The organism is Telluria sp. RT2P19 (assembly GCF_059685725.1).
This window is the reverse complement of record NZ_JCASIL010000018.1, coordinates 39,758-66,050: the sequence shown is the minus strand read 5'-3', so window position 1 is coordinate 66,050 and position 26,293 is coordinate 39,758. Positions and strand designations below refer to the sequence as shown.

Below are 26,293 nucleotides of genomic sequence, written 5' to 3'. Positions count from 1 at the left end.
CACATGCCATGACCACCGTGAGCGTGGAGGAAATCGCCGGTGCGCTGCGCCGGCGCGAATTCATCCTGTACTACCAGCCCAAGGCCTCCCTGACCAGCAACCGGATCGTCGGCGCCGAGGCCCTGGTGCGCTGGCCGCGCGCGGACGGCACGGTGCTGCCGGCGGCGGCCTTCATCGGGCCCATCGAGCGTGCCGGCCTGCTCAAGGACCTGACCCGGCAACTGCTGCCGCAGCTGATGCATGACCTGGTCGAGAGCGGCCTGGCCGTGCGATGCCGGGTGTCGTTCAACGTCTGTTCGTGCGACCTGGAACACAGCGTCATAACCGGCATGATCCTCGACGCCATCGTGCGCGGTCGTCTGCCGCCGACGGCGCTCGAACTCGAGATCACCGAGACCCAGGCCATGCAGGCCGCTCCCTGCGTGCTGTACAACGTGCAGGCGCTGACCGAGGCCGGGATCGGGCTGGCGATGGACGACTACGGCATCGGCTACTCGAGCATCGACACGCTCAGCCAGTGGCCGTTCACGACCATCAAGCTGGACCAGGGCATCGTCGTGCGCATGCTCGATTCGCCCAAGAACGCGACCATCGTCCGCTCCTCGATCCGGCTCGGTCACGAACTCGGGCTGGAAGTGGTGGCCGAGGGCGTCGAGACGGCGCCGCAACATGATTTTCTGGTCGAAGCCGGCTGCGGCGTGGCCCAGGGTTTCCTGATCAGCCGCGCCTTGCCCCTGGACGCATTCAAGGCGTTCTGCGCGGTCGCCAGCACGTGCCGCGGCCTGCCGGTCGGCCTGGTGCACATGGCGATCGTCGATCATGTGCAGTGGCGGCGCCAGCTGGCCAGCTTCGCGATCCGGCGCGCCGCCCTGCCGCCGGATGCGCCGCTACGCCAATCGGGTGGTCATCCGCCCCTGTGCTTCACCAAGTGCGCACTCGGCCGCTGGTATTTCGGCGAGGGCCGCTTTTTCGCGGGCACGCCGATGTACGGCGCGCTCGACGCGCCGTACCGCAGGCTGCACGAGATCGGCGTCCGCATCGTCGAGCGCATCCGCGCGGGCGCGGGCCAGGCCGACATCGCGCCGCTGATGCGCGAGCTCAAGCAGGTGTCGCTGATCCTGATCGGGCTGCTCGAAGACATCGAGGATGCCGGCTTCGAGACCTTGTTCACGCCGCAGGCAACCACCCCCTCCAGCAGGCCGCAAGCCGTTCCCGCAGCATAGGCGGCAGCGCCTGGGCTGCTGCCTGAAAGGTCGTGACCGCAAGCGGCGCCGCATGCGCGTCCGGCGCGACGGCGGCATCCCAGCGCACGCCATGACGCGCGAACAATGCGGCGACGGCGGCGCGCTCGAAACCTCCGCGCGCGACCGCGCGGTCGAGCGCCCGAAACGCCTCTTCCACGGCACCGGGCCAGAGCGCCACGCCCACCATGGCTGGCTGGCCGCCATGCTGGGCGACACGGTGGGCGGTACCCGGTACGACCAGGACCGCCTGACCGGTTCGCACGAGCGGGCCCGGCCCGGCGCCCGAGAGCAGGGTCAGTTCACCCGCCAGCGCCACCACCAGCTTGGTCTCGTACGCATGCGATAGCGGGAAGTTCACGCCGCGCGGCGGGAGTGCGAAACGCAGCGCCGTGCCGGCTCCGTCGACTTGCCGCTGCGGCACGTCGATATGCACCGGGTACCCGCCTGGATACAGGATCAGTTCATCGTTCATGCGGGCATTCTAGGGCCGGGCTGCGCCCGCAAGAACGACGCGTTCGTCAACACAGCCTTTCGCCGCCAGAAAGAATCTCGTAGCGCCGCCTTCAGGGACGCGAAGGCGCGGCTTCGTTCTTTCCGGCCTCGTGCGCCGTCAACGCGGCCGGCTCGGGCTCCGATTCCGATTCCGGCCGAGGCCGCAACGCCGTCAACTGCTCCATCAGCTGCGCAAAGCGCTGCTGGCCCGGTTGCAGCCGGTCGACGTGCTCCAGCGCCTGACGGGCCTCGAGCTCGAGCTCTGGATCGTAGCCCTGCTGCTGCATGGCCGAGATCAGGATCTGCACGGCGTTGAAGAGCACCCTGACATTGTCCGGCAGCCGCTCGCGCGCCGTGCGCATCCATTTGACGGCATCGGGCAGCTTGCCGGTCTTCCACAGCACCACGCCCTGGTTCATCAAGTCCACCGCCTCCTTGCGCGCGGTGCGGATGATGAGCGCCCCTTCGTCGGACAGGCGCGCGCGGTCGAAGATCTTCTGGACCTCGTCCTGCAACAGGTTGTTGTCGTGGTTATTGCGAATCACATGGGCCAGCACCTCGTTCGGCGTGCCCTTGACGCCGACCGCGAACAGCAGGGTCGCCATCTCGATGCAGATCGCGGTGCCGGGCCGCCTGGGATCGGCCTGCAGCATCGCATCGAGCTCGTCGCCGGCACGGCGCGCGTTCGGGTAGTCGCCGCTCTCGTGGTAGACGTGGCCTTCGATGATCTTCGCGCGCAGCACCATCTGTTCGTGGTCGCTGCCGAATTCGCGCTGGGCCAGCAGCAGCAACTGCAGCGCATCCTTGATATTGCCCTTAAGCCCGCACACCCGCGCCAGGCCCAGGTAATCATCGGGAGCCTTGCGGATCGAATACTCGCCGATGACCAGGCATTTGCGGAAGGCCTTCTCGGCCATCGGCACGTTCCCCAGGCGCAGCGCGGCCTGGCCCAGGTGGCGCTGGCGCGGCACCGAGTTGGGCGACAGCTTGGTCGCGCGCTCGAGTACCGCGGCGGCTTCCTCGTGCTGGCCCATGCCCTGGTAGGCGCTGGCCAACTGGTCATAGGCGTCGATGTAGTGACGGTTCTCGGCGATCACGGCCTGGAACATCTGGCGCGCCTGCTCGAAATCGCCGTCGGCCATGCGGATCTTGCCCAGGCCCGCGCGCGCCCAGTGGTATTCGCGCTGGGCCAGCACCTTTTCGTACACCTCGCGCGCGCGCGCCGGCTGGCCGCCGCGTTCGAGCATGCGCGCCTTCATGCGCAGCAGCTCGATCTCGTGCACCCGGTTGGCGGCGATCTGTTCGTCGCACAAGCGCGCCGCGCGCCGGTAGTCCTTCTCGATGAAGGCCTGGTCGATCAGGCGGAAGATCTGCTTGCGGCGCCACACCCGGTTCAGGCGTGTGAGCAGCACGCCCTCGGTGATCGGCTTGACAAGGTAGGCGTCGGGTTGGTGTTCGGCCGCGCCCATCACCGACTCCACGCTCTTCTCGGCCGACACCATCACGAACACGGACGACGGCATCAGGAGCTGGCGCATGCGCGCTTCTTCGAGCACCTGCTGCCCATTCTTGCCCTCGCCCAGGTTGTAATCGCACAGCACCACGTCATAGCGCAGCTTGTTCAGCAGGCCCATGGCCTCTCCGCCGCTGGACGCCTGGTCGATGTTGCGCGCGCCCAGGCTGCGCAGGCCTTCGCGCAACAGCTGGCGAATGCCGACGAAGTCGTCGACGATCAGGTATTGCTTGCTGGCCCAGTCGATCTCTTCGAGCACCTTGGGCGTGGTCAGGACGGCAGCGGATGCCGGCGCCGCGGCCTTCGGGTCCGGCCTGGCGAGATTGACAGGGGTGGTCATGGCAAGGTCAGGATGAAGCAGCCGCCGCCGAGCAGGCCACCGTTCTCGAGGCGCACGGCGCCATGGCGCTCGCGGTGGCGGTGCATGCGCGCCACCTCGCCCGAGAAGTACAGGCCCAGGCCGGCGCTATTGGTCAAAAAATTGACGCCGCTATGGCCACTGCCGGGCGTGCCGGCCGCCAGCAGCGCGGGCGGGAAGCCGGCGCCGTTGTCCTCGACCCGGATCTCGAGGTCGCCGTCGCGCGAGCGCGCCGCCAGGCGGATGCGGTCGCGCGTGTAGTGCAGCGCGTTGTTGACGGCGTGCGAGACCACGCCGACGATCAGGTCTTCGTCGACGTGGGCGATCAGCTCGGGATCGACGTCGAGTTCCAGCGTGACGCCGCGCGACTCGAGCAGCACGCGCTCGAGGGCCACCACCTGCTCGACCAGCTGGCCCACTTCGAGCGGCTGGACGTCGAACGGATACCCGGGCGTGCCGACCTGCTTGTAGAGCGCCAGCAGCTGCATCAGGTTGTCGTTCAGGCGCCGCGTCTGGTACAGCATCTGCGCCATCTGTGAGTACGCCTTCTCGGTCTCGGGCGAGGCGCCGTCAAGCAGGCGCTCCAGCGTGCCGGACAGGACGCTGATCGAGTTCTTCATGTCATGGGCGGTGGACGCCAGGAACAGGAACAGCTCGGGAGAATGTGGTGAGTCTTCCATCCGGACAGGCCCCCCTTGGCCAAAAAAGTTGCTACTCGTAAATTATACCCGTGGGACTGCGGTAGTTTTCCCTTCGGATGCCTGTTGCGTGCGTACGTTTGCGACAACGCAACAGTCAAGGACCGATATCGGTGGCGTTCGGTGCCGGATGACGGGTATGGCGACGTGCACGCAGCACGAAGCGCGCCGGATCGAGGGCATCGACCAGGGCCATCTCGAGCGGCAGCGGCTCGCCCTCCAGCTGGGCGGCCAGCAGTTCGGCCGCCAGCGGCGCCCAGATCAGGCCGCGCGACGCATAGCCCAGCAAACCGTACAGGCCCGGATGGCGCGGCACGTCGCGCAGGCGCTCGGTGGCGCCCGCGGCGGCGAAGTCGGGCAGGCGGCCGACCAGTGGCAGGCGGTCCGGCGCCACGCAGCGAAAGCCTACCCTGCCCGCCAGCGGCGCACCTAGCGCGGCTTGCGGATCGGACACCAGGGCGCGCAGGCGCGCCACGTTTTCTTCCTGGCTGGCGGTGCGCAGCTGCGGATCGGCGTCGAGGTCATAGGTCGCGCCGGCGCAGGTGACGCCATGGGCGGAAGGCGTCAAGTAGGCTTCGCGGCACAGCACCAGCGGCAGTTGTGGCGCGTGCTGCGGCGCCAGGTGCGTCACCTGGCCGCGCAGCGCCTGCAGCGGCAGGTCGGCGCTCTGCGCCACGTGGCGGGCGCCGGCGCCGCTGGCCAGCACCACGGTCGCCGCCTGGCCTATGACAGCGCCCTCGGCGCCGCGCGCCAGCCATGCGTCGCCGCGGCGCTCCAACCGCACATCGCCGGCATCGAAGCGCCGCGTCAGGAGCGCACCGCAGGACGCCAGCAGCGCCTCGCATACACTACCCGGACGGGCCCAGCCGCCTTGCGGGAACAGCCAGCCGCCGTCTGGCGCGGGCAGGCCAAGCAGCGCTTCGGCATCGGATTGCTCGAGCCAGAGCGCAAAGTCGGGCGGCACCCTGCCCTCGCCCGCGATCGCGCGCGAGACGGCCGCGTGGCCGGCGTCGCGCGACAATTGCAGCACGCCGCACTGGGCGCCGTCGAAGGCGCGGCCGATGCCGCCCAGCTGCTCCCACAGGCGCAGGGCGTACAGGTAGGCGGCGCGCGCCAGGCGGGTCGGGATATTGTCATCGCGCGAGAGCAGCGGCATGAAGATGCCTGCCAGGTTGCCCGATGCTTCCATCGCCACCTGCGGGTGGCGCTCGATGAGGTCCACCCTCCAGCCGCGCGCACACAGGCGCGCCGCCGCGGCGCAGCCGGCCACGCCGGCGCCCAGCACCAGTGCGTGCCGGTCCGGGTCGAGCGTCGATGGCAGGCGCGGCTTGCGGGTCGAAAAGGTCGCGCCGTCGCCATCGAAGGCGAAACCCTGGAGCGCGAGGGCCGCGCGCTGCCCGGCATCGAGTCCGCGCGACTCCAGCCGGGCGCCGAGCGCCGTCAGGCGCGCCAGCGGGCGGACGAAATGCGTGCCCTGAGCGCCATGCAGGTAGATGAAATCGGGATGGGCGTTCAGCTCGGCCAGTGCGGTTTCCAGGGGCGCCGCGATCAGGTCGAGCGTTAGTCCCTGATCCGCCTGCGGGATACGGTGAAAGCCTGGCTGCAGCCTGTCGGTGCGCGCCACCACATGCAGGCGCGCGGGACGCTGCGGGTCGGCGCGCCAGGCGTCGACCACTGCGTCGACATGGCGGCCGTCGCTGTCGAAGACGGTGTAGCGCACACGGCCGCGCCAGTGGTCCTGCAGGTTCATGTCAACGCCGCCTGCTGCGGCAGTGGCATTCGCGGTCGTGGTCGTCCACCAGGCCGATGCCCTGCATATAGGCGTAGATGATGGTCGAGCCGACGAACTTGAAGCCGCGCTTGGCGAGGTCTTTCGAGATGCGGTCGGACAGCTCGGTGCGCGCCGGACGGGCATGGTCCGGCCAGTCGTTCACGATCGGCGCACCGTCCACGAAGGCCCACAGGTAGGCGTCCAGCGTGAGGCCCTGCTCGCGCAGCGCCAGGTAGGCCTTGGCGTTGGTGATCGCGGCGGCGACCTTCAGGCGGTTGCGCACGATGCCGGGGTTGGCAAGCAGCTCGGCCTTCTTGTCATCGTCATAGGCCGCGATCCTGTGCGCATCCCAGCCGTCGAAGGCGGCGCGGTAGGTGTCGCGCTTGTTCAGGATCGTTTCCCACGACAGGCCGGCCTGGGCGCCTTCGAGATTGAGCATCTCGAACAGCGTGTTCTCGTCGTGGCACGGCACGCCCCATTCGTTGTCGTGATAGGCGATGTAGCGCGGGTTGGCCATATTGGCCCAGGAGCAGCGCCTGACCGTCATCGCGCCGCTCCCTGCCTGGCGACGTGCAGGCAGGCCAGGACCTCGTCGGTGCGGCCAGCTGCCACTACCTCGGCTGGCGTGCGTCCGTCCAGTGCCGCCAGCGGGGCCTTCATCCAGCCATCGGCGACATCGTCATTCCCGAGGACTTTGCGGGCCTCGTGCATGACGGCGTAGTAGGCCTGCGCCTTGCGCGAGTGGGCGTCGAAGCGCGCCTGCAGGGCGACGATGGATTCGGGGGAAAGTCGGTCGGAATCGGTCATGGCGTCGGTTCTTTGGTCGAGACCGCATCATACCCCGCCCCGACCGGACGATCGAGGAACACCGCGCCGGCGCTGTCTTCGCCGAGCACGTCGGCGGGATTGCGCAGCGGGCAGTCGGTCAGAGACAGGCAGCCGCAGCCGATGCAGGTATCGAGTTCGTCGCGCAGCCGCTGCAGCCGCGCGATACGCTCGTCGAGTTCCGCGCGCCAGCCGGCGCCGAGCACCCGCCATTCCCTTGCGCTGATGGTGCGGCCTTCCGGCAGCCCGGCCAGGTTTTCGCGGATCGTCTCGAGCGGGATCCCGGTGCGCTGCGCCACCTTGATGATGGCGATATGGCGCAGCACCTCGCGCGCATAGCGGCGCTGGTTGCCGTCGGTGCGCCAGCCCTTGATCAGGCCTTTCGATTCATAGAAATGGATGGTGGACACCGCCACCCCGCTGCGGCGCGCCACCTCGCCCACGGTGAGGGCTTTCTTGTCGGGATCGATCGTCATCGCGCGTTACCTCAAGTTTAGTCGAGATTCTAGCGCGTTTTCCGCCGTCCATCACCGCGAGGCGACTTCCCCGGCTCAGTGCCCACGCACCTCCGCATCGATCTTCGAATGCGCCGCCGTATCGCGCATGAACCAGCACACCACCAGCGTGCAGGCGATCACGCCCGTGACATACCAGTAGAAGCCCGATTCCATATCGACCGACTTGAACCACAGCCCGACGTACTCCGCCGTTCCACCAAAGATGGACACCGCGAACGCATACGGCACACCGACGCCGGTGGCGCGGATCGAGGCCGGGAACATCTCGGCCTTCACCAGCGCATTGATCGAGGTGTAGCCCGACACGATGATCCAGGCGCAGGCGATCAACCCGAACGCTTCCCATGGACCGCTGGCATGGCGGATCGCCGTCAGCAAGGGCACGGTGAAGACCGTGCCAAGCAGCGCGAAGCCCACCAGCAGCGGGCGGCGGCCGATGCGGTCGGACAGCGCGCCATACAGTGGCTGCAGGCACATGGCGAACAGCAGCGAGGCCGCCGAGACGGCCGTGGTCTGCGCGTCGGTCAGGCCGACCGACAGGCGCAGGAACTTCTGCATGTACACGGTGTAGACATAGAACGCGAGCGTGCCGCCCATGGTCAGGCCGACCACCAGCAGCACTTCCTTCGGATGCTGGGCCAGTTGCTTCAGGCCACCCATCGGCCTGGCTTTCTTGCGTGCGTTCTCGAACGACTGGGTTTCGGGCATATCGTGGCGCATCATCAGGGCGACCAGCGCCAGCAGCGCGCCGCACACGAAGGGAATCCGCCAGCCCCAGGCGCGCAGCTGTTCGTCGGTGAGCAGGAAGTGCTGCAGCACCAGCAGCAGGACCAGGGCCAGCAGCTGGCCGCCGATCAGCGTCACATACTGGAAACTGGCGTAGAAGCCGCGGCGCTTCGAGTCCGCCATCTCGGACAGGTAGGTGGCGCTGGCGCCGTATTCGCCGCCCAGGCTCAGGCCTTGCAGCAGGCGCGCCAGCAGCAGGATGCAGGGCGACAGGATGCCGGCGGTGGCATAGGTCGGGGCGCAGGCGATCAAGAGCGAGCCGGCGCACATCAGCAGCACCGAAGCCATGAGCGCCACCTTGCGGCCGTGGCGGTCGCCCAGGTGGCCGAACAGGATGCCCCCGATCGGGCGCACGAAGAAGCCGAGGGCGAAGATGCCGGCGGTCGACATCATCTGGGCCGTGGGATCCTGGGCCGGGAAGAAGGAACCGGCGAAGTAGAGGGCGAAGGCCGCGTAGCAGTAGAAATCGAACCACTCGACCAGGTTGCCGGCCGAGCCGACGAAGATGGCGCGCAGGCGCGAGGCGGAAATGGGTTCGGCGGCCTGCAAATTGGGGGCGGCCGCTTGCGGGCGGGCGCCGGCGGCCGGATTGCCGATGGTTGTCGTCATTGGGTGTCTCCTCTGTCAGGGACCCCATTGTCGACACCGGCGAAAGCCCGCACATCCGCAATATTGGCGCGCCTCCTTCCGTAAAAATACGGAGGAAGCCGCATGACGCCCGTGCAACTGCTATTGTTGGCTATTTTTGGCCAAGGACTATTCGATGCCATCCTTGCTCAAACGTCATCCCTGGCGCAGCTTGCTGATCGCGGTCATGGCGCCGGCGCTGATCTTCGCCTCCAGCTACGTCGTCGAGCAGCGCGAGCTGCAGGCCAAGATGGACGCGCTGCACCAGGCGACGGCCGCGCACGTGCTGGGCCTGCGCGGGCTGGTGGAAAAGCACGATTTCTTGCCGCATGCGGCAGCGCGCCATCCCGACGTGCAGCGCCTGCTGCAGGCGCCCGGCGACGCGGCCCTGCAGGCGCGCGTGAATGCGTATTTCGCCGACCTGCAGACGACGACCGGCGCCGCCGCGCTGTTCCTGGTCGACCGCGAGGGCTTGACCATCGCCGCCAGCAATTGGAACCTGCCGTCGAGCTTTGTCGGCGAATCGTACCGCCAGCGCCCCTACTTCGAGGATGCGGTGGAAGGACGCCGCGGTGTGTTCTTCGGCGTGGGCCTGACCACCGGCCAGCCCGGCCTGTTCATCGCGGAACCCGTACGGGACAGGAACGCCATCAGCGGCGTCATGGTCGTCAAGATCAGCCTCGACGCGCTGGAACAGACCTGGCGCCACGGCGCCAATCCGGTAGTCGTGCGCGACAGCCGCGGCGTCGTGTTCCTGAGCGGCGTGCCGGAGTGGCTGTTCCAGAGCGTCGCGCCGGTTTCCTCGCTGGACGCGGCCTGGATCACCGACCATGGCCAATATGGCATGCGGCGCCGCTTCGATGTCCTGCCCTGGACCATCCAGCTGCGCGACGATGTTCCTGGCTTTTTCCTCAGGGCGAGCGTGGGCGGACGGCCGCGCGACTATCTCGCGCTGGATACGCCCTTGCCCGGGCTGGGCTGGACCCTGACCGTCACCGAAGACATGCGCGAAGTGCGCACGGCGCGGCGCCTGGCGCTCGCCCTCGGCACGCTGGCGGTGGCCCTGCTGCTGCTCGGCGTGTCGTACTGGCGGCTGCGCGAACGGCGTTACGCCGAACAGCAATCGGCGCGGCTCGAACTCGAACACCGGGTCGAGGAGCGTACCCGCGACCTCCAGCAGGCGCATGCGTTTCGCAAGGCAATGGAGGATTCCCTGCTAGTCGGCATGCGTGCGCGCGACCCGGAAGGCACGATCATCTACGTCAATCCGGCCTTGTGCGCCATGGTCGGCTACAGCGCCGATGAACTGCTGGGCTGCCGGCCGCCCTACCCCTACTGGCATCCGGACGACCTGGAAAAACAGGCGCGCGAAAGCGACGACGCCCTGCAGGGCCGCGCCGCGCCGCACGGCTTCGAATCGCGCCTGCGCCACAAGGACGGGCACGACGTGCTCACCATGGTGTACACCGCGCCTCTCATCGATGCCGACGGCGTGCACCGGGGCTGGATGAGTTCGATCGTGGACATCACCGCGCAAAAGCAGGCCGAGGCGCGGCAACGCGACCAGGAACTGCGCCTGCAGCGCAGCGCGCGGCTGGCCAGCGCCGGCGAGATGGCCTCGACCCTGGCGCACGAACTCAATCAACCCTTGATGGCGCTGTCCAATTTTGCGCTCGCTTCGCGCGCACTCGCCGCCCGCGGCGATGCGGCCATGCTGACCGGGGCGCTCGACGACATCGTCGAGCAGTCGCGCCGCGCAAGCGAGATCGTCAAGCGGGTGCGCGCGATGATCAACCCGCAGCGCGCCGACTATGCGACCCTCGTCATCGGCACCGTGATCGACCATGTCGAGGCGCTGCTCAAGCCCGAACTGACCGGCCAGGCAGTGCTGCTGCGCCTGATGCTGGAAGACCCGGCCGTCAAGGTGCGCGGCGACCGGGTCCTGCTCGAGCAGGTGCTGGTCAACCTGATCCACAACGCGGCGCAGGCGATGCACGACCAGCCGCGCCATCGGCGCCGCATCGTGCTGGCCACGCGCCGGGTCGCGCAAGGCGTGCAGGTTGCCGTCAGCGACCAGGGGCCGGGGATCCCCCCAGAGCAGCTCGAACAGATCTTCGCCCCCTTCTTCACCACCAAGCCCGATGGCCTCGGCCTGGGGCTGAACATCTGCCGCACCATCATCGAAGCCCATGGCGGATCGATGACGGTCGCGAACGGCGCCGATGGCGGCGCCACATTCTCATTCATCCTGCCCATCGTCCCATGAAAGATTCCACTCTCACACTCTACGTCGTCGACGACGACGAAGCCCTGCGCCGCTCGCTGCTGCTCCTGCTGTTCTCGCAAGGGCTGGCGGTGCAGGCATTCGACTCCGGCGAAGCATTCCTCGATGCGGTCGACCCGGGCCAGCCGGGCTGCGTGATCCTCGACCTGCGCATGGGCGGCATGAGCGGCCTGGCGGTGTTCGAGCGCCTGCGAGCGGCGCACAGTCCGCTCGTGACCGTGTTCCTGTCGGGGCACGGCGACATTCCCATGGCCCTCGAGGCGGTGCGCAGCGGCGCCTGGGACTGGGTGGCCAAGCCGGACACCCAGCAATTGCTGGACAAGCTGCCGGCCGCCATCGCCGAAGCCCGCGCGCGCGGTCAGGCCGACCGCTCATGGGAAGAACTCACGCCGCGCGAGCGCGAAGTCGCGCGCCTGGTCGGCCTGGGGCAGCCGAACAAGGAAATCGCCCGGCTACTGGTGCCGCCATGCAGCCCGCGCTCGGTCGAGACGCACCGCGCCAACATCTTCCACAAGCTGCAGTGCGCCAACGACAACGAACTCGGACGCTGGCTGGCGGCTTACCCGTGGCTGCGCTAAGCTGCTATCGACGCGGCCACTGCCCCTCGATCACCTGCGCCAGCGCCGCGACGCCCTGCCGGATCGCATCTGGCCGCACCGCCGAAAACCCGAGCAGCAAGCCTGGCGCGACCGCGCATTGCGCCGTGGCGGCGGCATTCGCGTAATACCCGAGCGGCCGCAGCTCGATGCCGGCTTCCATTGCCGAGCGCGCGACGCTCGCCTCGTCCGGGACGCGGCCCTCGCGATCCGGCCTGAAATGCGTGCACAGGTCGAGCCCCACGTCGGCCGGCCCGCAGGCCAGGCGCTCGCCCAGCCGGTCTGCCAGCGCATCCATCAAGGCCGTGCGCCGTTCGGCATAGGCGTCGCGCGTGCGCCGGATATGGCGCACGAAGTGGCCCTCGGCGATGAAGTCGGCCAGCACCGCCTGCGGCAGCATCGCGTGATGCATGTCGACCACCGCCTTGGCCCGCGCCAGCGGCTCGGCCAGCGCCGGCGGCGCCACCACGTAACCCAGGCGCAGCGCCGGGAACAGCACCTTCGAGAGGGTGCCGACGTAGACCACGCAGCCGGCGCGGTCCAGGCTCTGCATCGAGGCCAGCGGCGGGCCGGTGTAGCGGTATTCGCTGTCGTAGTCGTCCTCGATCACCCAGGCACGATTGGCCGCGGCCCAGCGCAGCAGCTCGAGCCGGCGCGCCAGGCTCATGGTCGCGCCCAGCGGCAGCTGGTGCGACGGCGTCGCAAATACCAGGCGCGCGTCGGGATAGTGCTTCGCCCCATACGCGACATCCATGCCCTCGTTCGTCACCGGCACGGTGCGGATGCGCGCGCCGGCGACCTGCATCGGCGCGCAGGCGCCCTGGTAGCCGGGCGACTCGACCCAGACCTCGTCGCCCGGCGCCAGCAGCAGCTGGGCCAGCAGATACAGCGCCTGTTGCGAGCCCGAGGTGATGACGATTTGCTCCGGCGTGCAGACCACGCCGCGCGAGGCGCGCAGGTAGGCGCACAGCAGCTCGCGCAGCGGCGCATAGCCGTTCGCGGGACCATAGCCGAGATAGGGGCCGCGATGGTGCGGCTGGCGCAGGTGGCGCGCTTCCAGCTTGCGCCACAGGTCGAAGGGGAACAGCTCCAGCCCCGGCATGCTGGGGCGAAAGGCGCGCACCGGACCTTCATACAGGCGACTGCGGCCCATGACGGTCGCCAGCGCCGCGCCGCGTTCGGGAAGCGCGCGCAGCAGCCCGGGGGACGCGGGCGCCTGGCGCGCCAGCGGCAGCGCCTCGTCGACAAACGTGCCCTGCCCCACGCCGCCGCGCAGATAGCCTTCGCTGGTGAGCTGGTCGTAGGCCGCCAGCACGGTCTGGCGCGACACGCCGAGCTGGCGGCACAGCGCGCGCGTGGCCGGCAGTCGCGCGCCGGGCGCCAGCGCGCCTCGCAGAATGGCGTCCTTCAAACGGGCATACAGCTGGCGAAACAGCGCGACATCGCTCGCTCGGTCCAGGGGTGCGCTGGCGATCAGGTCGTGGACATGCATGATGGATGGCGACAAATTGGTCTGCCCATCTTCCACGGAATTGGCTATTTCGGCAAGCCAAGTTGCGGTCTAAGATGCAGGGCTCGAACAACACGATCGTGAGCCCCGCATGAAACGATTCCATGCCCGCATCACCTGGGAACGCGCCGGCCAGGGCGTCCTCGATGGACGCTACAGCCGCGCCCACGCCTGGCGTTTCGATGGCGGCGTGAGCGTGCCGGCGTCTTCTTCGCCCCTGTCGGTGCCGCTGCCGATGTCCGACCCGGCGGCCGTCGATCCCGAGGAAGCGCTGGTGGCGGCGACGTCGAGCTGCCACATGCTGTTCTTCCTGTCGCTCGCGGCCCAGCGCGGCTATATCGTCGAGCGCTATGACGATGCGGCGTGCGGCCTGCTCGACACGAATGCCGCCGGCCGCATGGCGATGGTGCGCATCGAGCTGCGTCCCGCCATCGCCTTCGCCGGCGCGCGCCAGCCCGACGCGCGGGAGCTGTCGGCCATCCATCACCTGGCGCACGAGCGCTGCTACATCGCCAATTCGCTCAACACCGAGATCGTCGTCCTGGAGACCCGCTAGATGTACTGTCCTTCCCGCTTCGCGCAAGCCGACGCAGGCCTGCTGCGTGCCCTGATCACCGACCATCCGCTGGCCGTGCTGGTCACGCAGGACGACGGCAGGCCGGACGCCGACCACCTGCCCTTCGTCCTGATGCCGGAGGAAGGCGTGCTGCGCGCCCATGTGGCGCGTGGCAATCCGGTGTGGCGGCGCGCCGGGCAGCAGGTGCTGGCGGTGTTTCGCGGGCGCTCCGGCTACGTGACGCCTGACCGTGTGGAGAAGGCCGAGAATGGCGGCCGCGTGGTCCCGACCTGGACGTATGACGTGGTGCACGTGCACGGCCGGTTGCGCGCCATCGAGGATCCGGACTGGCTGCGCGCGCTGGTCGAGCGCCAGACCGACCGCCAGGAAGCGGCGTACCCAGACCCGTGGTCGGTCGACGACGCGCCGCCCGACTATACGGCCAAGTTGCTGGCGGCGATTGTCGGCATCGAGATCGCGATCGAGCGCATCGAGGGGAAATGGAAGACCGAGCCGCCGCCGCGGGTGGCAACGGCCCAACTCGCTTAGGAGAGCGAGCATTTCCCCCGGCAAGGAGTGCCGGGGAAACCAGACATTTTGCTTAGTGGCTCGAACCGGTGTGGCCGGCGGTGTTCGAGCTGCCGGTGCTGCCGCTGCTGCCGCTGCTGCCGGATTTACCCTGCGCCAGTTGCTCGGCATGCTTCAGGTGTTCCTGGACGACCGGGATCATCTTGTCGACCTGGCCCTTGACGTCAGCATCCTTGGCGGCTTTCGACGCCTTTTGCAGCTTGGCCAGGGTCTCCTTGTGCGCACCAAGGCCGCCCTGCTTGACATAGGTCTTGTCGAAGGCGTCACCCGACATTTTCTCGAGCTTGGCCGACATGGCCTTGTGCTTTGCGTCGAGCTCGGTCGGCAGGGTCACGCCTTTCGACTGGGCCAGGGTCTGCACTTCGGTCAGCGCCTTGCCGTGGTCGTCGACCATCTTTTGCGCGAAGGCCTTCACCTCGGCGTTCTGGCTCTTGCTTTGCGCCAGCTTGCCCATTTCGACTTCGGCCATGTTCGACATGCCCATGTCCATGATCGCCTTGCGGTCGGCGCTGGCAAGCTTGGCGGCGCTGCTGCCGGTGGCCGCAGTGCTGCTGGCACCGGACTGCTGGCCCGCCTGGGTCGATTGGCTCGTCTGCGCGTGGGCGCTGACGGCGCCGAACATGGCTGCGGCAACCGATACCGCCATCAGGCGTTTGATCATTTGATTTTGCATTTTTGCTCTCCGTTGAAATAGTTGGATGAGCGAAGTGTAGCCTTGCGTGTTCAAGACTAGCGCGCGTTAGCCGATAAGCAACTTTTAACAAAAAGCCAGCCCCGTCGGGCTGGCTTTCAAGGCAAACACTGCCGGTCAGCGGAAGCTGAGCGTCGCCGTCAGATCACCCGGCGGCCGCGCGCCGCGCGCCGCGAACGCGGCGTTACGCGACGCCAGGCCCTCGAGCAGCGGCAGGTCGTGCAGGCGCGTGATGAAGCGCAGGATCGAGGTCGTGTCGTAGAAATTGTGGTCCACCGCGCCGCGCTTGGCGTGCGGCGACACGACGATCGCCGGGATGCGCGAGCCCGGGCCCCAGCGGTCGCCCTGCGGCGGCGCCACGTGGTCCCACCAGCCGCCGTTTTCGTCGAAGGTGATCACCACCACCATGTCCTTCCACTGCGGCGATTTCTTCAGGTGCTCGATGATATTGGCCACGTGGGCGTCGCCCGACTCGATGTCCGAATAGCCGGCGTGCAGGTTCAGGTTGCCCTGCGGCTTGTAGAAGGCCACCGCCGGCAGCTTGCCGGCGACCACGTCGGCAATGAACTTGTTGGAAATCGGACTGTCGCCCAGGCCGCCGTCGCGCAGGTGTTCGGCGCGCGCCTTGGTGCCCGGAGCGAACTGCTTGAAGTAATTGAATGGCTGGTGATGGTACTGGAAGTTCGGCTTCTCGCCGGCGCCGCGGCCGTCGAGCGCCGCCTGCATGCCGCCGCCATACCAGGCCCAGCTCACGCCCTTCTTCGACAGCAGGTCGCCGATCGTGTCGTAGGTCTGCGGCGGCAGGGTCGATGCGTCCGCCGGGTCGGCATGCAGCGGGTCGCCGTCGAAGGCCGGCCGTACCCAGCTCGGCTGGTATGGCGGCGCCATCGTATTGACGGCATAGCCGTCCGGTGTCATCGCGCCATTGCGCACGAATTTCGGCTTGCCGTCCAGCGCCGACTTCGGCGAATCGGGCGCCAGCGCCAGGCGCACGCCCTGCGGGCCGTCTTCCAGCACCGCGATCTTGTTCTTCGCCGCGGTCTCGGCGGCATTGAAGTATTCGGGCACGCGGCCGCTGACCAGGAACTGGTGGTTCAGGTAAGAGCCGCCGAAAGCGGCCATGAAGAAGTTGTCGCACAGAGTGAACTCGCGCGCGATCTGGACCAGGCCCAGGTTCTTCGACGTCTCGCCGTAATATCCCATCACCATGCCGCCGGCATCCGACCAGGCGGCGAAGTAGTCGTTCTTGCCGCCGTTGATCTGCATCTGGTTGTGATAGAACTGGTGCACCAGGTCGCGCGTGATGATGCCTTCCGGCAGCGGCTTGCCCTCCGGGTCGGTCAGCTTGTACGGCGCGTTCGGCAGGTTGGCCGACTGGGCTTCGGTGGTGATGTAGTCCTTGCCGCCGATGTTCTGGCGGCCCGGCACCACGCCGCCCCAGGTCTTGGGCAGCGTCGGCAGGATCGAACCGTCGCGGTCGCGCTGCTGGACGCTCGCTGCCGGCACGCTGGCCAGCGGCACCGCCAGGCCGGGGAAGTCGGCGAACAGGTTGTTGAAGCTGCGGTTTTCCAGGTAGATCACGACCACGTTCTTGACGCGGGCGCGCAGCTTGGCGTCGAGCGAGCCGCCGGCGGCGGGCCTGCTCGGCGCCGCCTGCGCCACGGCGGGCAAGGCGGCAGCGGCGCCAACTGCGGCGGCGGCCTGGAAGATGCGCCTGCGCGCGGGATCATGGGGTTCGGTGGACGATGCGGGTCCGTGGTCTTGCTGTTGCACGTGCTGCTCCTCTTGCTGACGGCCATGGCCGCAAAGCAGTATTATCCACGTGATTTACAAATGGAAACAATAAGCAACAAATAAAGTGTGGCTCGTCAAACAGGCGTCACATTTTATGGGCACAATGCAAGTGCTCCTTGGGAAGGGCACTCGGCGGTGCAAACCGCCCTACCGGCGCCGGCGGTCGGGAAACATACCGGCACCAACTCCTCCAATGCAGGCCCTACGTGGGCCTGCATTTTTTTCAGCCATATAGCGGAATCAAGATATCGTAGGCGTTATCCGGCCGGGCATCGTCGTCCACGGTCGGCGTATAGCGACGGTCGTAGCGCTGCAGGCGGATGCCGTCCTCGTCTTCTTCCATGCCCAGTTGCTCCATGGTGGCGATGCCAGTCACGGTGCTGGCCTGCGCATGCACCATGGGTCCGCGGTGGGTCATCAGGGCATAGCGGCGTTCCGGGATCCGGATGCCGATCATGCCGGGCGGGAGGTTGTTCAGGTCGGTAACCTCGACGGCGATGCATTCGAGTTTCACGCCGCCATATTGCGGCATCCGAAAGCCATAGTGCAGGCCGTTGGTGTCGCCCAGCTCGGCCTCGCGGGCGAGGAAGTTTTTCCAGATCTCTGGCAACTCCGTTTCCAGAACCGAGGCGGGCCCTGCGACAGGCAGCCCGGCGAGCTTCATTTCAGGTAGTGTAACGGTTGAGATGTGCATGATAGTGGCTTGCTGATGGACGAAAAGATTATAGCCTTATCTCTTCGACAATATTAGCACCCACGCAATCGTGCGGATCGTTTTCTCGTGTCAAAAGGGGAACAATGTTACCTACTTCACTCAAAGCCCTGCTCAAGGAACTCGAAACCTTCGGCCTCGGTCATGACGCGGCGCCCGACAACCGCGCGCGCCGCCTGCTCAACATCACGCACGACACCGGCGAATTCCTGGCCGTGCTGGTGCGCGCGATGGGCGCCCGCCGCGTCCTGGAGATCGGCACCTCGAACGGCTACTCGACCTTGTGGCTGGCCGACGCCGCGCAAGGCATCAACGGCAGCGTTACCACGGTCGAGCTGTCGGCCGCCAAGGTCGCGATGGCGCGCCAGAACTTCGCCCGCGCCGGCCTGCAGGAGCACATCGTGCAGGTCGAAGGCCAGGCCGGCGACTTCTTGGAAAGCAGCGCCGACGAATCGTTCGACCTGGTCTTCCTGGATTCCGCGCGCGACGCCTACCTCGGCTGGCTGCCGCACATCGGGCGCATCCTGCGTCCGGGCGGACTGGTGGTAGTCGACAATGCCACCTCGCATGTCCAGGAACTGGCGCCCTTCATGCAGGCGCTGCGCTGCGCGTCCGGCTGGAGCACCAGCCTGGTCCCGGTCGGCAAGGGCGAGTTCCTGGCGACCAAGCACTGAGATCGACTGGTTCCGGCGCCCGTGCAGTTCAGGCACGGTTTTGTGCAATCCATCGCACGGGACGCGCGCTGCGCCGACGCCCTCCCTAGAATGGCTTCATCAACTTACCGGAGACCATCATGAAACGTGCAGTCATCGCCGCCCTTCTCGCCCTTGCTTCCCTGTCGACCCAGGCCGCCGACCAGGTGCGCAACGTGACGCCGTTCAAGACCATCGATGCGCGTGGCCCCGTCAGCCTGGTGGTCGAGGTCGGCAAGGCCCACTCGGTGCGGGTCGAGGGTGACCAGAAATTCATCGACCGCGTCCGCACCGAGGTCGTCGGTAGTGAGCTGCGCCTGAGCTTCGACGACAAGAACAAGAACAATGTCAATATCCGGGACGGCGAACGGGTCGTCGTCACCCTGCCCGAGCTGTCAAGCTTTCGCGGCGAAGGCGCCGGCCTGATGATCCTCAATAATATTCGCGGCGACCAGTTCGACGTGAACTACCGCGGCGCCGGCAGCCTGCAGATGAATGGCCGCGTGGGTCACCTGCGCCTGAATGCCGAGGGCGTGGGCGAGGTCGAGGCCAGGGACCTGGTAGCGCAAGACGCCGACGTGACTTTCCGCGGTATCGGCGAAGTGTCGGTACATGCCAAGAACAAGCTCAACGCCACCGTGCAGGGGCTGGGCAACCTGACGTACTACGGCCAGCCACGGTCGGTCAGCCGTTCGGTGTCGGGCATCGGCAACGTGACGGCCGCCAAATAACGCAGCCCCGCCACCGCCACCGGTCAACGATTGACCAGATCGAGCAATACCTGCGCGTGGCAGGGCCCATCGAGCCGGCACCAGCAGGCCAGGTGACGCCCGCGCAACGTGTCCTGCGCCTCTTGGGCCAACTGGCGGCCGGCGGGATCGTCGCTGAGCCAGCGGCGATAGGCCGCCACCGCGTCTTGCACCGTCGGCATCGCCACGTAGCGGCCGACCGCCGTACCCGGCGCTACCTCGGGCAGCACCGAAAACGGATTGCCCCAGCGGCCCGGACGCGCCACCGAGATCGTGTTCGGCGGCATGCGCCAACCCTTCTTGCGACTCAATTGCACACGCTGCGGCGTCATCGGCATTTCCCCTGGTTGACTGGCGCCGGTTCATCCGGCGCAAGCCATCATACCGTGGCCAGCCTGTCGTGCATCGACTGCGCGCCAGCGCTGCCGCAAGTCGATGCGAGGAACTCCAACAGGCGCTGCAGGGTCTCCAGGCGCGCGGCGTAGATCACATACCGGCCTTGCTGGCGTGGCGACACCAGTCCTGCATGGGTGAGTTCCTTCAAATGGAACGATAGCGACGAGGCCGGTATTTCCAGCGCGGCGGCGATGGTGCTGGCGGACTGGCCCTGGGGACCGGCCTGCACCAGCAGGCGGAAAGCGGCGAAGCGCGATTCCTGGGCGAGCGCGGCAAGCGCGGCGATGGCGAGATTGGTTTGCATGCGGACAGTATTCGTTTCGATTCAAAGGCCGGCGCACCCGCGTCGGAGACCACGGTTCGAATATTGTCGAATGACTTTGACAGGGTGATGACAAACGCGCCAGGACCATCAAAAGTCCTGGCGCGGATCGATCGTCAGGCGTGCTTGCGCAGAACGCCCTGCGCTTAAACTTCCTGCAGCACGCCCGCGCTCTTCGGGCGCGCTGCGGTGGCGGCCGCCGCGGTGGCGACCGCCGCGGTATCGACCGCCGCATCATCCATCAACTCATACCACATCGCGTTCAACACGCCGAAGGCCGCTGCCAGCGGCAATCCCAACAACCAGGCGAAATACCACATGATGATGTCCTTTCTTTCTTTGATTAGTAGGCGTGGCCCTTGCCATCGCGGATATCGCCTGGATCCACCTTGCCCCACAAGACCTTGTAGACCCAGCTGGTGTAGGCGATGATCAGCGGCAGGAAAACGCAGGTGCAGGCCAGCATGATGAACAGGGTCAGGTGGCTCGACGACGAATCCCACACCGTCAGGCTGGCCTGCGGCTGGATCGACGACGGCAGGATGAACGGGAACATCGACGCTCCCACCGAGAGCACGACGCCGGCAACCGACAGACTGGACGTCAGCATCGCCACGCCTTCCTTGCGCTTGACCAGCGCGAGCCAGGTCAAGAGCGCGCCGACGATGCCGGCGGCCGGGGCCAGCTGGGTCCATGGATGGGCCGCATAATTGGCGAACCAGGTGCCGGCCACATTGGCCTGCACGGTCTTGAACAGCGGGTTCGACGGACCGGTCGTCACCAGCTCGCTGGTGATGCGGTAGCCGTCGACCACGTTCCACAGCAGCACGCCGGCCGCCGCGTACAGCACCACGGTGGCGAGCGCCGCGCGGATGCCCCAGCTGCGCGAGCGGCTGGCCACCAGGCCGTCGGTCTTGAGCACCAGCCAGGTGGCGCCGTGCATTACCAGCATCGCCACCGACACCAGGCCGCACAGCAGCGCGAACGGGTTGAGCAGGCCGAAGAAGCCGCCCTCATAGAAGATCTGCATATCGGGCTGGATGCGGAACGGCACGCCCTGCAGCACATTGCCCATGGCGACGCCGAAGATCAGCGCCGGCACGAAGCCGCCGACGAACAAGGCCCAGTCCCAGGTAGTGCGCCAGCGCGTGCTGTCACGCTTGCTGCGGTACTTGAAGCCGACCGGGCGCAGGATCAGCGCCAGCAGCACGGCCGCCATGGCCAGATAAAAACCCGAGAACGAGACCGCGTACAGCTGCGGCCAGGCCGCGAAGATGGCGCCGCCGCCCAGCACCAGCCAGACCTGGTTGCCCTCCCACACGGGGCCGACGGTGTTGATGACAACGCGCCGTTCGAGGTCGGTCCTGGCGACGAAAGGCAGCAGGGTGCCGGTGCCGAGGTCGAAGCCGTCGGTCACCGCGAAGGCGACCAGCAGGACGCCCAGCAGCAGCCACCAGATGACACGCAGGGTGTCGTAGTCGAGAAGCATATGAAGAATCATGGTTTACTCCGCAGTGATCATTGGCGCGGTGCGCATTGCCGGCGTGGTGCCGACCAGTGGGCTGTGGCTGCCCGGGGCGTGTTCGGACTCAAGCTCCGGCCCCTTGCGGATCGCCCGCAGCATCAGCTTCATCTCGACCACGATCAGGATCGAGTACAGCACCACGAAACCGAGCAGGGTCGCCAGCACGGTCTGGATGCCGATGTTCGACACCGCGACGGCGGTAGGCAGCACGCCCTCGACGGCCCACGGCTGGCGCCCCAGTTCGGCCACGATCCAGCCGGCTTCGGCGGCGATCCACGGCAGCGGGATCGACCACACGGCCACCTTCAGGAGCCACGGGTAGGCATCGAGGCGGCGCCGCGCCGACAGCCAGAAGAAGACAAAGGTGAGCACGATGAAGTACATGCCCAGGCCCACCATCACGCGGAACGACCAGAACAGGGGCGCCACTTGCGGCACGGTGTCATCGGCGGCCTGCCGGATCTGGGCGTCGGTGGCCTGGCGCGGATCGTCGACATAGCGCTTGAGCAGCAGCGCATAGCCCAGCACCTTGCCGTGCTCTTCGAACTTCGCCTGCAGCTCGGCCGGCACCGGGCCCTTGCCACCCAGCGCGCGGATCCGTTCCAGCGCGTCATAGGCCAGGATGCCCTGGCGCACGCGCACCTCGGCCAGCTTGACCAGGTCGTTGATGCCCGGGATCTCGGTCGCGATCGAGCGCGTGCCGATCAGGCCCATGACCCAGGGGATGTGGATGGCGTAATGGGTTTCGCGCGCGTCCTGGTCGGGGAAGCCGACTGCGGTGAAGGCCGCCGGCGCAGGCTGGGTTTCCCACATGGCTTCGACCGCGGCCAGCTTCATGTGCTGGTGCTCGGTGGCCAGGTAGCCGCTTTCGTCGCCCAGCACCACCACCGACAGCGAGGCGGCCAGGCCGAACGAGGCGGCCACCGTCATCGAGCGCTTGGCCAGCTCGACGTGGCGGCCCTTGAGCAGGTACCAGGCCGAGATCCCCAGCACGAACAGCGCCGCGATCACATAGCCGGCCGACACCGTGTGCACGAACTTGGCCTGGGCGACCGGATTGGCCAGCACGGCGCCGAAGTCCGACACTTCCATGCGCATCGTCTGCGGATTGAGCGCGGCCCCGACCGGGTTCTGCATCCAGCCGTTGGCGATCAGGATCCACAGCGCCGAGAAATTCGTGCCGAGGGCGGTCAGCCAGGTCACCATCAAGTGCTGGCGCTTCGACAGCCGGTCCCAGCCGAAGAAGAACAGGCCGACGAAAGTCGCTTCGAGGAAGAACGCCATCAGCCCCTCGATGGCCAGCGGAGCGCCGAACACGTCGCCGACGTAGTGGCTGTAGTAGCTCCAGTTCATCCCGAACTGGAACTCCATCACCAGGCCGGTCGAGACCCCGATGGCGAAGTTAATCCCGAACAGCACGCCCCAGAACTTGGTCATCTGGCGCCAGATCGGGCGGCCGGTCATCACGTACACAGTTTCCATGATGGCGATGACCATCGACAGCCCCAGTGTCAGGGGGACGAACAAAAAGTGATACAGCGCCGTGAGGGCGAACTGTAGTCGGGAGAGCCCGACGACGTCGAGATCCATGGTGAATCCTTTCTTCCTGGTTGAATCGATTGGTGATGGTCTAGTCGTGACGCAGCGCGCCGAGCGCCGCATCGAATCCTTGGGTTCCGCGCCGATGGTCGGCGACCAGGCGGCCCGCCCGCATTACCAGCAGGCGGTCGGCCAGTTCAGCTTCGCGCCGCAGGTGGGTGGCCAGCAGCACGGTGCGGCCGCCGGCCTGGCGTGCCAGGCGCGCCAGCACGTCGGCGGCGGTGGCGTTATCGAGCGCCTCGGTCGGTTCGTCCAGCAGCCAGAAGTCGGCCCGGCGCAGCAGCAGGCGCGCCAGCGCCAGGCGGCGCGACTGTCCGCCCGACAAGCCCAGGCCGCCCTCGCCCAGCGGCGTATCGAGCCCGCGCGCGAAGCTATGGTTACCCTTGCGCATGTCGACTTCCAGGCCGGCAGCGCGCAGCGCGTCCCACAGCTGCTCGTCGCAAGCCTGCGGATCGGCCAGGCGCAGGTTGTCGCGCAGGCTGTCCTGGAACAGTTCGCTGCGCTGGGTCAGCCAGGTGGCGGGGAGCGCCCTCGCCTGTCCCGCGTGCAGCGCCAGTTCGCCGGCGACGAGTCCCAGCAGGGTCGACTTGCCGGCCCCACTGCTGCCCACCACGGCGACCCGCTCGCCGCGCGCGATGCGCAGGCTCACTTCGTGCAGCGCGGCGTTTTCGCGGCCCGGATGCACCACGCTGGCGTCGCACAGCAGCAGCGCCTCATCGATGCCCGGCGTGCCCACGGCGATGGGGTCGGCGGATTGCTGCCGCAGGCGCGGCCCCACCCGGCGCGCCGCCAGCCAGCTGCGGCCAGCCTCGATGGCGCCGCGGCGCATCGCGGCGAAAGGTTCCAGCGCGGCCAGGGCGATGAGCAGCGCCAGCGCGGCGGCAGGAGCAGTCATCCCTTGCCGCGCCAGCGCACCCGCCGCCAGCAGGGTCGCCGCCACGGTCAGGTGAGCGCCGGCCGCATAGGTCCAGCCGGCGCCGGTCTCCAGGCGGTGCAGCGCATCGTCGGCATCGGCCAGCCGGTCGTCGGCGCGGGCCAGGCGCGCGCACTGGGCCAGCAGGCGGTTGGCCATGGCCAGGTCGGTCTGGCCGGCGACCAGGTCGATCGCCTGGGCCCGCAACCGCTCCAGCGCACAGGCGCGGCGCAGCGCCAGCGGACGGGCGAGGCGCGCCACGACGGCGCTCACGCCCCAGCCGAAGACCAGCAGCCACACGAAGATCGCCAGCCCCAGGCGCCAGTCGAGGTTGGCCAGCACCAGGCCGGCCAGCAGCGCCGCGCCGAGGGCGGCGATGGCCGGCACGAGCAGGCGCAGGTAGATCGACTCGAGCGCGTCGATGTCCCCGGTCAGGCGAAACAGTAGGCGCGACGGACGGCGCAGCAAGGCGCGCGCTGCCTGCGGGCCGGCCCAGCCGCGAAACAGGCGCTCGCGCAGCGCGGCCAGCACGCCCAGGGTGGCGTCATGGGTCACCATGCGCTCGGCGTAGCGGCCGAAGGTGCGGCCGAGGGCCAGCAGGCGGATCGCGGCGCTCGGCACGAAGACGTTGAACATCGCGGCGCCGCCTGCCAGGCCGGCCAGCGCCGTGGCGGTGATGAACCAGCCCGAGGTGCCCAGCAGCGCCATCCCGGCCAGCACCACCAGCGCAGACAGGAAAGCGCCGAGCGCCATGCGCGGTCCGCCGGTGCTGGCGAACAGGACGAGGACCGGTTTCAGGTCGTTGATGGCTTTCATGCCGCGCTCCGTTTGCTCAGGGGTTCGCCGATACGCACGCTGCGTTTCATGCGCGCGGCCAGGGTCAGGTCGTGGGTGGCCACGATCAGGGTGCGGCCCTGGGCCAGTTGCACCAGGGCTTCGATCACGCCGGCCGCGGTGTCGCGGTCGAGGTGGGCGGTGGGTTCGTCGGCCAGCAGCAGGCCGGCCTGCGGCGCGCACACTGCGCGCGCCAGCGCCAGGCGCACCAGTTCGCCACCCGACAGACCAAGGCCGCCCTCGCCCAGACTGGCGCCCGGCGTGGCGTGGGCCACGTGCCCGAGACCCGCGCGCTGCATGGCGGCGCCGACGGCCGCGCTGTCGATGCCGTCGCGCTCGAGCGACACGTTGGCGCGCACCGAGCCGGAAAACACGTGCGGCTTCTGGCCGATCCAGGCCATCCGCGCGCGCAAGTCGGCCGCCGAGTGTTCATCGAGTGGCACGCCGCCGATACGCACGGCGCCGCTGCCAGCCGGGGCCAGCCCCGCAATCACCGACAGCAGCGTGGTCTTGCCGCTGCCGCTGGGCCCCACCAGCGCCACATGCTCGCCGGCGCCGACATACAGATCCTCGCCCTCGAACAGCGGCGCCTCGCCCGGGTGCTGGAATACCAGTCCCTCGACGTCGACCGATGGTGCAACCGGTGCGCGGCCGGCGCGCAGCGCCTGCCCTGGCGCGGCCAGCGCGCCGGGCAGCGCCGGGCCGCCGTGGCGCAGCGCGTCAAGCGCTTCCAGCGCCGCCTCGCCCGCAGCCTTGTCATGCCAGACGGCCGCCAGCTCGCGCAGCGGCTCGAAGAAGGCGGGCGCCAGCAACAGGATGAACAGGCCTTCGGCGAGGCTTAGCCGCACGCCCCAACTGCCGGGCCCGATCTCGCCCAGCAAATGAAAACCCACGTAGACGGCGACCAGCGCCACGCCCAGCGCCGAGAACAGTTCCAGCGCGGTCGACGACAAGAAGGCGATGCGCAGCACGCGCATGGTGCTGGCGCGCACGCCTTCGGCGCTGGCGCGCACGCGCTGCGCCGTGGCGTCCACGGCGCCAAGCGCACGCAGCGTCGACAGGCCGCGCAGGCGGTCGAGCAGGAAGCCGCTCATGCCCCCGATAAGCTGCAGCTGCGCTTCGCTGGCGGCCTTGGCGCGCCAGCCGATGACGGCCATGAAGATCGGAATCAGCGGCGCCGCCAGCACCAGGATCAGGGCCGCGGTCCACGAGTAATAGAAGACGGCCAGCGCGATCACGGGCGGGACCAGCAGCGTGCGCATGCGCGCCGGCTGGTAGCGCAGCAGCCAGGTCAGCACGGCTTCGGCCTGTTCGGCCAGCACGCTGGCGGCGTGGCCGCTGGCCACCCGTTCGCGGTCCAGCGGCGAGCGCGATGCCAGGGCTTGCGCCGCCTCGGCGCGCAGGGTGGCGAGATGGGCACGCGAGGTGGCGAACAGGCGGCGCGCGCCCCAGGCCTCGCTGCTGGCGCGCAGCATGCCCAGCGCCAGGAAGGCCAGCGCCGGCGCCAGCATGGCTTGCAGGCCGGCGCCATTGGCCAGCCGCTGCACGGCGTAGGCCAGCAGCGCTGCCTGTGGAATCCACAGCAGCGCCGCTGCGCTCATCACCAGGGTGGCGCTGCGGCGTGTAGGGACGTGCGTGGCCGGGCCACGGCCTTGGCGGCGAAGCATGGTCTTTCTCCAGACGGAAGATGGGGTACGGCG

The 26,293-nt window shown here is 68.1% G+C and carries 26 protein-coding genes; 7 read left to right on the top strand and 19 right to left on the bottom strand.

All coding sequences use genetic code 11. From position 1 onward, the window contains the following. Nucleotides 1-8 precede the first annotated feature (8 nt). Nucleotides 9-1,223, top strand: a complete 1,215-nt coding sequence (locus AC56KW_RS20145) for an EAL domain-containing protein (protein ID WP_497172451.1) — start codon at nucleotides 9-11, stop codon at nucleotides 1,221-1,223. Here the strand turns inward: AC56KW_RS20145 and AC56KW_RS20140 are convergent. The 8 genes from AC56KW_RS20140 to AC56KW_RS20105 form a co-directional block, all read right to left on the bottom strand. Next, the gene (locus AC56KW_RS20140) at nucleotides 1,168-1,716 is read right to left on the bottom strand and encodes a hypothetical protein (protein WP_497172450.1); all 549 of its coding nucleotides are present in this window, start codon (nucleotides 1,714-1,716) and stop codon (nucleotides 1,168-1,170) included. The two genes, AC56KW_RS20145 and AC56KW_RS20140, sit on opposite strands and share 56 nt — an antisense overlap. A gap of 91 nt (nucleotides 1,717-1,807) precedes the next feature. Continuing rightward, nucleotides 1,808-3,589: a tetratricopeptide repeat protein gene (locus tag AC56KW_RS20135; protein WP_497172449.1), complete on the bottom strand. Its 1,782-nt coding sequence runs from the start codon at nucleotides 3,587-3,589 to the stop codon at nucleotides 1,808-1,810. Next, nucleotides 3,586-4,287 (bottom strand): sensor histidine kinase, encoded by a 702-nt coding sequence (locus AC56KW_RS20130; protein WP_497172448.1) that lies wholly within the window; start codon nucleotides 4,285-4,287, stop codon nucleotides 3,586-3,588. The genes AC56KW_RS20135 and AC56KW_RS20130 overlap by 4 nt, the downstream gene beginning before the upstream one ends. Before the next feature lie 115 nt (nucleotides 4,288-4,402). Continuing rightward, entirely contained in the window at nucleotides 4,403-6,055 is a 1,653-nt protein-coding gene (mnmC1, locus tag AC56KW_RS20125; protein ID WP_497172447.1) for an FAD-dependent 5-carboxymethylaminomethyl-2-thiouridine(34) oxidoreductase MnmC1, read from the bottom strand. Between the two features lies 1 nt (nucleotide 6,056). Then, nucleotides 6,057-6,623, bottom strand: a complete 567-nt coding sequence (locus AC56KW_RS20120; RefSeq protein ID WP_497172446.1) for a DNA-3-methyladenine glycosylase I — start codon at nucleotides 6,621-6,623, stop codon at nucleotides 6,057-6,059. Then, complete coding sequence (locus AC56KW_RS20115; RefSeq protein ID WP_497172445.1) at nucleotides 6,620-6,883, bottom strand: antitoxin Xre/MbcA/ParS toxin-binding domain-containing protein; 264 nt, start codon at nucleotides 6,881-6,883, stop codon at nucleotides 6,620-6,622. Before AC56KW_RS20115 ends, AC56KW_RS20120 begins: the two co-directional genes overlap by 4 nt. Next, nucleotides 6,880-7,377 (bottom strand): redox-sensitive transcriptional activator SoxR, encoded by a 498-nt coding sequence (gene soxR / locus AC56KW_RS20110; protein ID WP_497172444.1) that lies wholly within the window; start codon nucleotides 7,375-7,377, stop codon nucleotides 6,880-6,882. The genes AC56KW_RS20115 and soxR overlap by 4 nt, the downstream gene beginning before the upstream one ends. Before the next feature lie 75 nt (nucleotides 7,378-7,452). Next, nucleotides 7,453-8,814, bottom strand: a complete 1,362-nt coding sequence (locus tag AC56KW_RS20105) for an MFS transporter (RefSeq protein WP_497172443.1) — start codon at nucleotides 8,812-8,814, stop codon at nucleotides 7,453-7,455. A gap of 154 nt (nucleotides 8,815-8,968) precedes the next feature. Here AC56KW_RS20105 and AC56KW_RS20100 point away from each other — a divergent pair, with 154 nt between their 5' ends. Beyond that, the gene (locus AC56KW_RS20100) at nucleotides 8,969-11,098 is read left to right on the top strand and encodes a sensor histidine kinase (protein ID WP_497172442.1); all 2,130 of its coding nucleotides are present in this window, start codon (nucleotides 8,969-8,971) and stop codon (nucleotides 11,096-11,098) included. Then, a complete protein-coding gene (locus AC56KW_RS20095) occupies nucleotides 11,095-11,694 on the top strand; it encodes a response regulator transcription factor (protein ID WP_497172441.1) in 600 nt (199 codons plus the stop codon). Before AC56KW_RS20100 ends, AC56KW_RS20095 begins: the two co-directional genes overlap by 4 nt. A gap of 4 nt (nucleotides 11,695-11,698) precedes the next feature. Here the strand turns inward: AC56KW_RS20095 and pdxR are convergent, their stop codons facing one another. Continuing rightward, the gene (gene pdxR, locus AC56KW_RS20090) at nucleotides 11,699-13,219 is read right to left on the bottom strand and encodes a MocR-like pyridoxine biosynthesis transcription factor PdxR (protein ID WP_497172440.1); all 1,521 of its coding nucleotides are present in this window, start codon (nucleotides 13,217-13,219) and stop codon (nucleotides 11,699-11,701) included. 94 nt (nucleotides 13,220-13,313) lie between these two features. Between pdxR and AC56KW_RS20085 the strand changes: the two genes are divergently transcribed. Both AC56KW_RS20085 and AC56KW_RS20080 read left to right on the top strand, forming a co-directional pair. Beyond that, nucleotides 13,314-13,778 (top strand): OsmC family protein, encoded by a 465-nt coding sequence (locus AC56KW_RS20085; protein WP_497172439.1) that lies wholly within the window; start codon nucleotides 13,314-13,316, stop codon nucleotides 13,776-13,778. After that, the gene (locus AC56KW_RS20080) at nucleotides 13,779-14,327 is read left to right on the top strand and encodes an FMN-binding negative transcriptional regulator (protein WP_497172438.1); all 549 of its coding nucleotides are present in this window, start codon (nucleotides 13,779-13,781) and stop codon (nucleotides 14,325-14,327) included. Nucleotides 14,328-14,379: 52 nt separating this feature from the next. On the opposite strand, the gene AC56KW_RS20075 is transcribed toward AC56KW_RS20080, so the two are convergent. From AC56KW_RS20075 to AC56KW_RS20065, 3 genes are all read right to left on the bottom strand, one after another. Next, a complete protein-coding gene (locus AC56KW_RS20075; RefSeq protein ID WP_497172437.1) occupies nucleotides 14,380-15,027 on the bottom strand; it encodes a DUF4142 domain-containing protein in 648 nt (215 codons plus the stop codon). A 147-nt stretch (nucleotides 15,028-15,174) separates the two neighbouring features. Next, nucleotides 15,175-16,830 (bottom strand): acid phosphatase, encoded by a 1,656-nt coding sequence (locus AC56KW_RS20070; RefSeq protein WP_497172436.1) that lies wholly within the window; start codon nucleotides 16,828-16,830, stop codon nucleotides 15,175-15,177. A gap of 244 nt (nucleotides 16,831-17,074) precedes the next feature. Then, nucleotides 17,075-17,545 (bottom strand): GyrI-like domain-containing protein, encoded by a 471-nt coding sequence (locus AC56KW_RS20065; RefSeq protein WP_497172435.1) that lies wholly within the window; start codon nucleotides 17,543-17,545, stop codon nucleotides 17,075-17,077. A gap of 104 nt (nucleotides 17,546-17,649) precedes the next feature. Here AC56KW_RS20065 and AC56KW_RS20060 point away from each other — a divergent pair, with 104 nt between their 5' ends. Both AC56KW_RS20060 and AC56KW_RS20055 read left to right on the top strand, forming a co-directional pair. Beyond that, entirely contained in the window at nucleotides 17,650-18,237 is a 588-nt protein-coding gene (locus AC56KW_RS20060) for an O-methyltransferase (RefSeq protein ID WP_497172434.1), read from the top strand. A 119-nt stretch (nucleotides 18,238-18,356) separates the two neighbouring features. Continuing rightward, a complete protein-coding gene (locus tag AC56KW_RS20055; protein WP_497172433.1) occupies nucleotides 18,357-18,986 on the top strand; it encodes a head GIN domain-containing protein in 630 nt (209 codons plus the stop codon). A 23-nt stretch (nucleotides 18,987-19,009) separates the two neighbouring features. On the opposite strand, the gene AC56KW_RS20050 is transcribed toward AC56KW_RS20055, so the two are convergent. From AC56KW_RS20050 to cydD, 7 genes are all read right to left on the bottom strand, one after another. Beyond that, complete coding sequence (locus AC56KW_RS20050) at nucleotides 19,010-19,336, bottom strand: DUF4326 domain-containing protein (protein ID WP_497172432.1); 327 nt, start codon at nucleotides 19,334-19,336, stop codon at nucleotides 19,010-19,012. Nucleotides 19,337-19,383: 47 nt separating this feature from the next. After that, complete coding sequence (locus AC56KW_RS20045) at nucleotides 19,384-19,704, bottom strand: ArsR/SmtB family transcription factor (protein WP_497172431.1); 321 nt, start codon at nucleotides 19,702-19,704, stop codon at nucleotides 19,384-19,386. A 164-nt stretch (nucleotides 19,705-19,868) separates the two neighbouring features. Further along, nucleotides 19,869-20,042, bottom strand: a complete 174-nt coding sequence (cydX, locus tag AC56KW_RS20040) for a cytochrome bd-I oxidase subunit CydX (protein WP_497172430.1) — start codon at nucleotides 20,040-20,042, stop codon at nucleotides 19,869-19,871. A 23-nt stretch (nucleotides 20,043-20,065) separates the two neighbouring features. Then, nucleotides 20,066-21,223 (bottom strand): cytochrome d ubiquinol oxidase subunit II, encoded by a 1,158-nt coding sequence (gene cydB, locus AC56KW_RS20035; protein ID WP_497172429.1) that lies wholly within the window; start codon nucleotides 21,221-21,223, stop codon nucleotides 20,066-20,068. A 3-nt stretch (nucleotides 21,224-21,226) separates the two neighbouring features. Continuing rightward, entirely contained in the window at nucleotides 21,227-22,837 is a 1,611-nt protein-coding gene (locus tag AC56KW_RS20030; RefSeq protein ID WP_497172428.1) for a cytochrome ubiquinol oxidase subunit I, read from the bottom strand. A gap of 40 nt (nucleotides 22,838-22,877) precedes the next feature. Next, nucleotides 22,878-24,575, bottom strand: coding sequence for an amino acid ABC transporter ATP-binding/permease protein (locus tag AC56KW_RS20025; RefSeq protein WP_497172427.1), 1,698 nt, complete (start codon nucleotides 24,573-24,575; stop codon nucleotides 22,878-22,880). After that, nucleotides 24,572-26,260: a thiol reductant ABC exporter subunit CydD gene (gene cydD / locus AC56KW_RS20020; RefSeq protein ID WP_497172426.1), complete on the bottom strand. Its 1,689-nt coding sequence runs from the start codon at nucleotides 26,258-26,260 to the stop codon at nucleotides 24,572-24,574. The genes AC56KW_RS20025 and cydD overlap by 4 nt, the downstream gene beginning before the upstream one ends. Nucleotides 26,261-26,293: the final 33 nt, after the last annotated feature.

Coding starts and splice junctions, on each gene's coding strand:
- AC56KW_RS20145 (WP_497172451.1), top strand. CDS start 9: ATGACCACCGTGAGCGTGGAGGAAATCGCCGGTGCGCTGCGCCGGCGC.
- cydX (WP_497172430.1), bottom strand. CDS start 20,042: ATGTGGTATTTCGCCTGGTTGTTGGGATTGCCGCTGGCAGCGGCCTTC.
- cydD (WP_497172426.1), bottom strand. CDS start 26,260: ATGCTTCGCCGCCAAGGCCGTGGCCCGGCCACGCACGTCCCTACACGC.
- AC56KW_RS20025 (WP_497172427.1), bottom strand. CDS start 24,575: ATGAAAGCCATCAACGACCTGAAACCGGTCCTCGTCCTGTTCGCCAGC.
- AC56KW_RS20120 (WP_497172446.1), bottom strand. CDS start 6,623: ATGACGGTCAGGCGCTGCTCCTGGGCCAATATGGCCAACCCGCGCTAC.
- AC56KW_RS20140 (WP_497172450.1), bottom strand. CDS start 1,716: ATGAACGATGAACTGATCCTGTATCCAGGCGGGTACCCGGTGCATATC.
- AC56KW_RS20105 (WP_497172443.1), bottom strand. CDS start 8,814: ATGACGACAACCATCGGCAATCCGGCCGCCGGCGCCCGCCCGCAAGCG.
- mnmC1 (WP_497172447.1), bottom strand. CDS start 6,055: ATGAACCTGCAGGACCACTGGCGCGGCCGTGTGCGCTACACCGTCTTC.
- AC56KW_RS20030 (WP_497172428.1), bottom strand. CDS start 22,837: ATGGATCTCGACGTCGTCGGGCTCTCCCGACTACAGTTCGCCCTCACG.
- AC56KW_RS20050 (WP_497172432.1), bottom strand. CDS start 19,336: ATGACGCCGCAGCGTGTGCAATTGAGTCGCAAGAAGGGTTGGCGCATG.
- AC56KW_RS20075 (WP_497172437.1), bottom strand. CDS start 15,027: ATGATCAAACGCCTGATGGCGGTATCGGTTGCCGCAGCCATGTTCGGC.
- AC56KW_RS20060 (WP_497172434.1), top strand. CDS start 17,650: ATGTTACCTACTTCACTCAAAGCCCTGCTCAAGGAACTCGAAACCTTC.
- AC56KW_RS20115 (WP_497172445.1), bottom strand. CDS start 6,883: ATGACCGATTCCGACCGACTTTCCCCCGAATCCATCGTCGCCCTGCAG.
- AC56KW_RS20130 (WP_497172448.1), bottom strand. CDS start 4,287: ATGGAAGACTCACCACATTCTCCCGAGCTGTTCCTGTTCCTGGCGTCC.
- AC56KW_RS20100 (WP_497172442.1), top strand. CDS start 8,969: ATGCCATCCTTGCTCAAACGTCATCCCTGGCGCAGCTTGCTGATCGCG.
- cydB (WP_497172429.1), bottom strand. CDS start 21,223: ATGATTCTTCATATGCTTCTCGACTACGACACCCTGCGTGTCATCTGG.
- AC56KW_RS20135 (WP_497172449.1), bottom strand. CDS start 3,589: ATGACCACCCCTGTCAATCTCGCCAGGCCGGACCCGAAGGCCGCGGCG.
- AC56KW_RS20085 (WP_497172439.1), top strand. CDS start 13,314: ATGAAACGATTCCATGCCCGCATCACCTGGGAACGCGCCGGCCAGGGC.
- AC56KW_RS20095 (WP_497172441.1), top strand. CDS start 11,095: ATGAAAGATTCCACTCTCACACTCTACGTCGTCGACGACGACGAAGCC.
- soxR (WP_497172444.1), bottom strand. CDS start 7,377: ATGACGATCGATCCCGACAAGAAAGCCCTCACCGTGGGCGAGGTGGCG.
- AC56KW_RS20055 (WP_497172433.1), top strand. CDS start 18,357: ATGAAACGTGCAGTCATCGCCGCCCTTCTCGCCCTTGCTTCCCTGTCG.
- AC56KW_RS20045 (WP_497172431.1), bottom strand. CDS start 19,704: ATGCAAACCAATCTCGCCATCGCCGCGCTTGCCGCGCTCGCCCAGGAA.
- AC56KW_RS20080 (WP_497172438.1), top strand. CDS start 13,779: ATGTACTGTCCTTCCCGCTTCGCGCAAGCCGACGCAGGCCTGCTGCGT.
- AC56KW_RS20065 (WP_497172435.1), bottom strand. CDS start 17,545: ATGCACATCTCAACCGTTACACTACCTGAAATGAAGCTCGCCGGGCTG.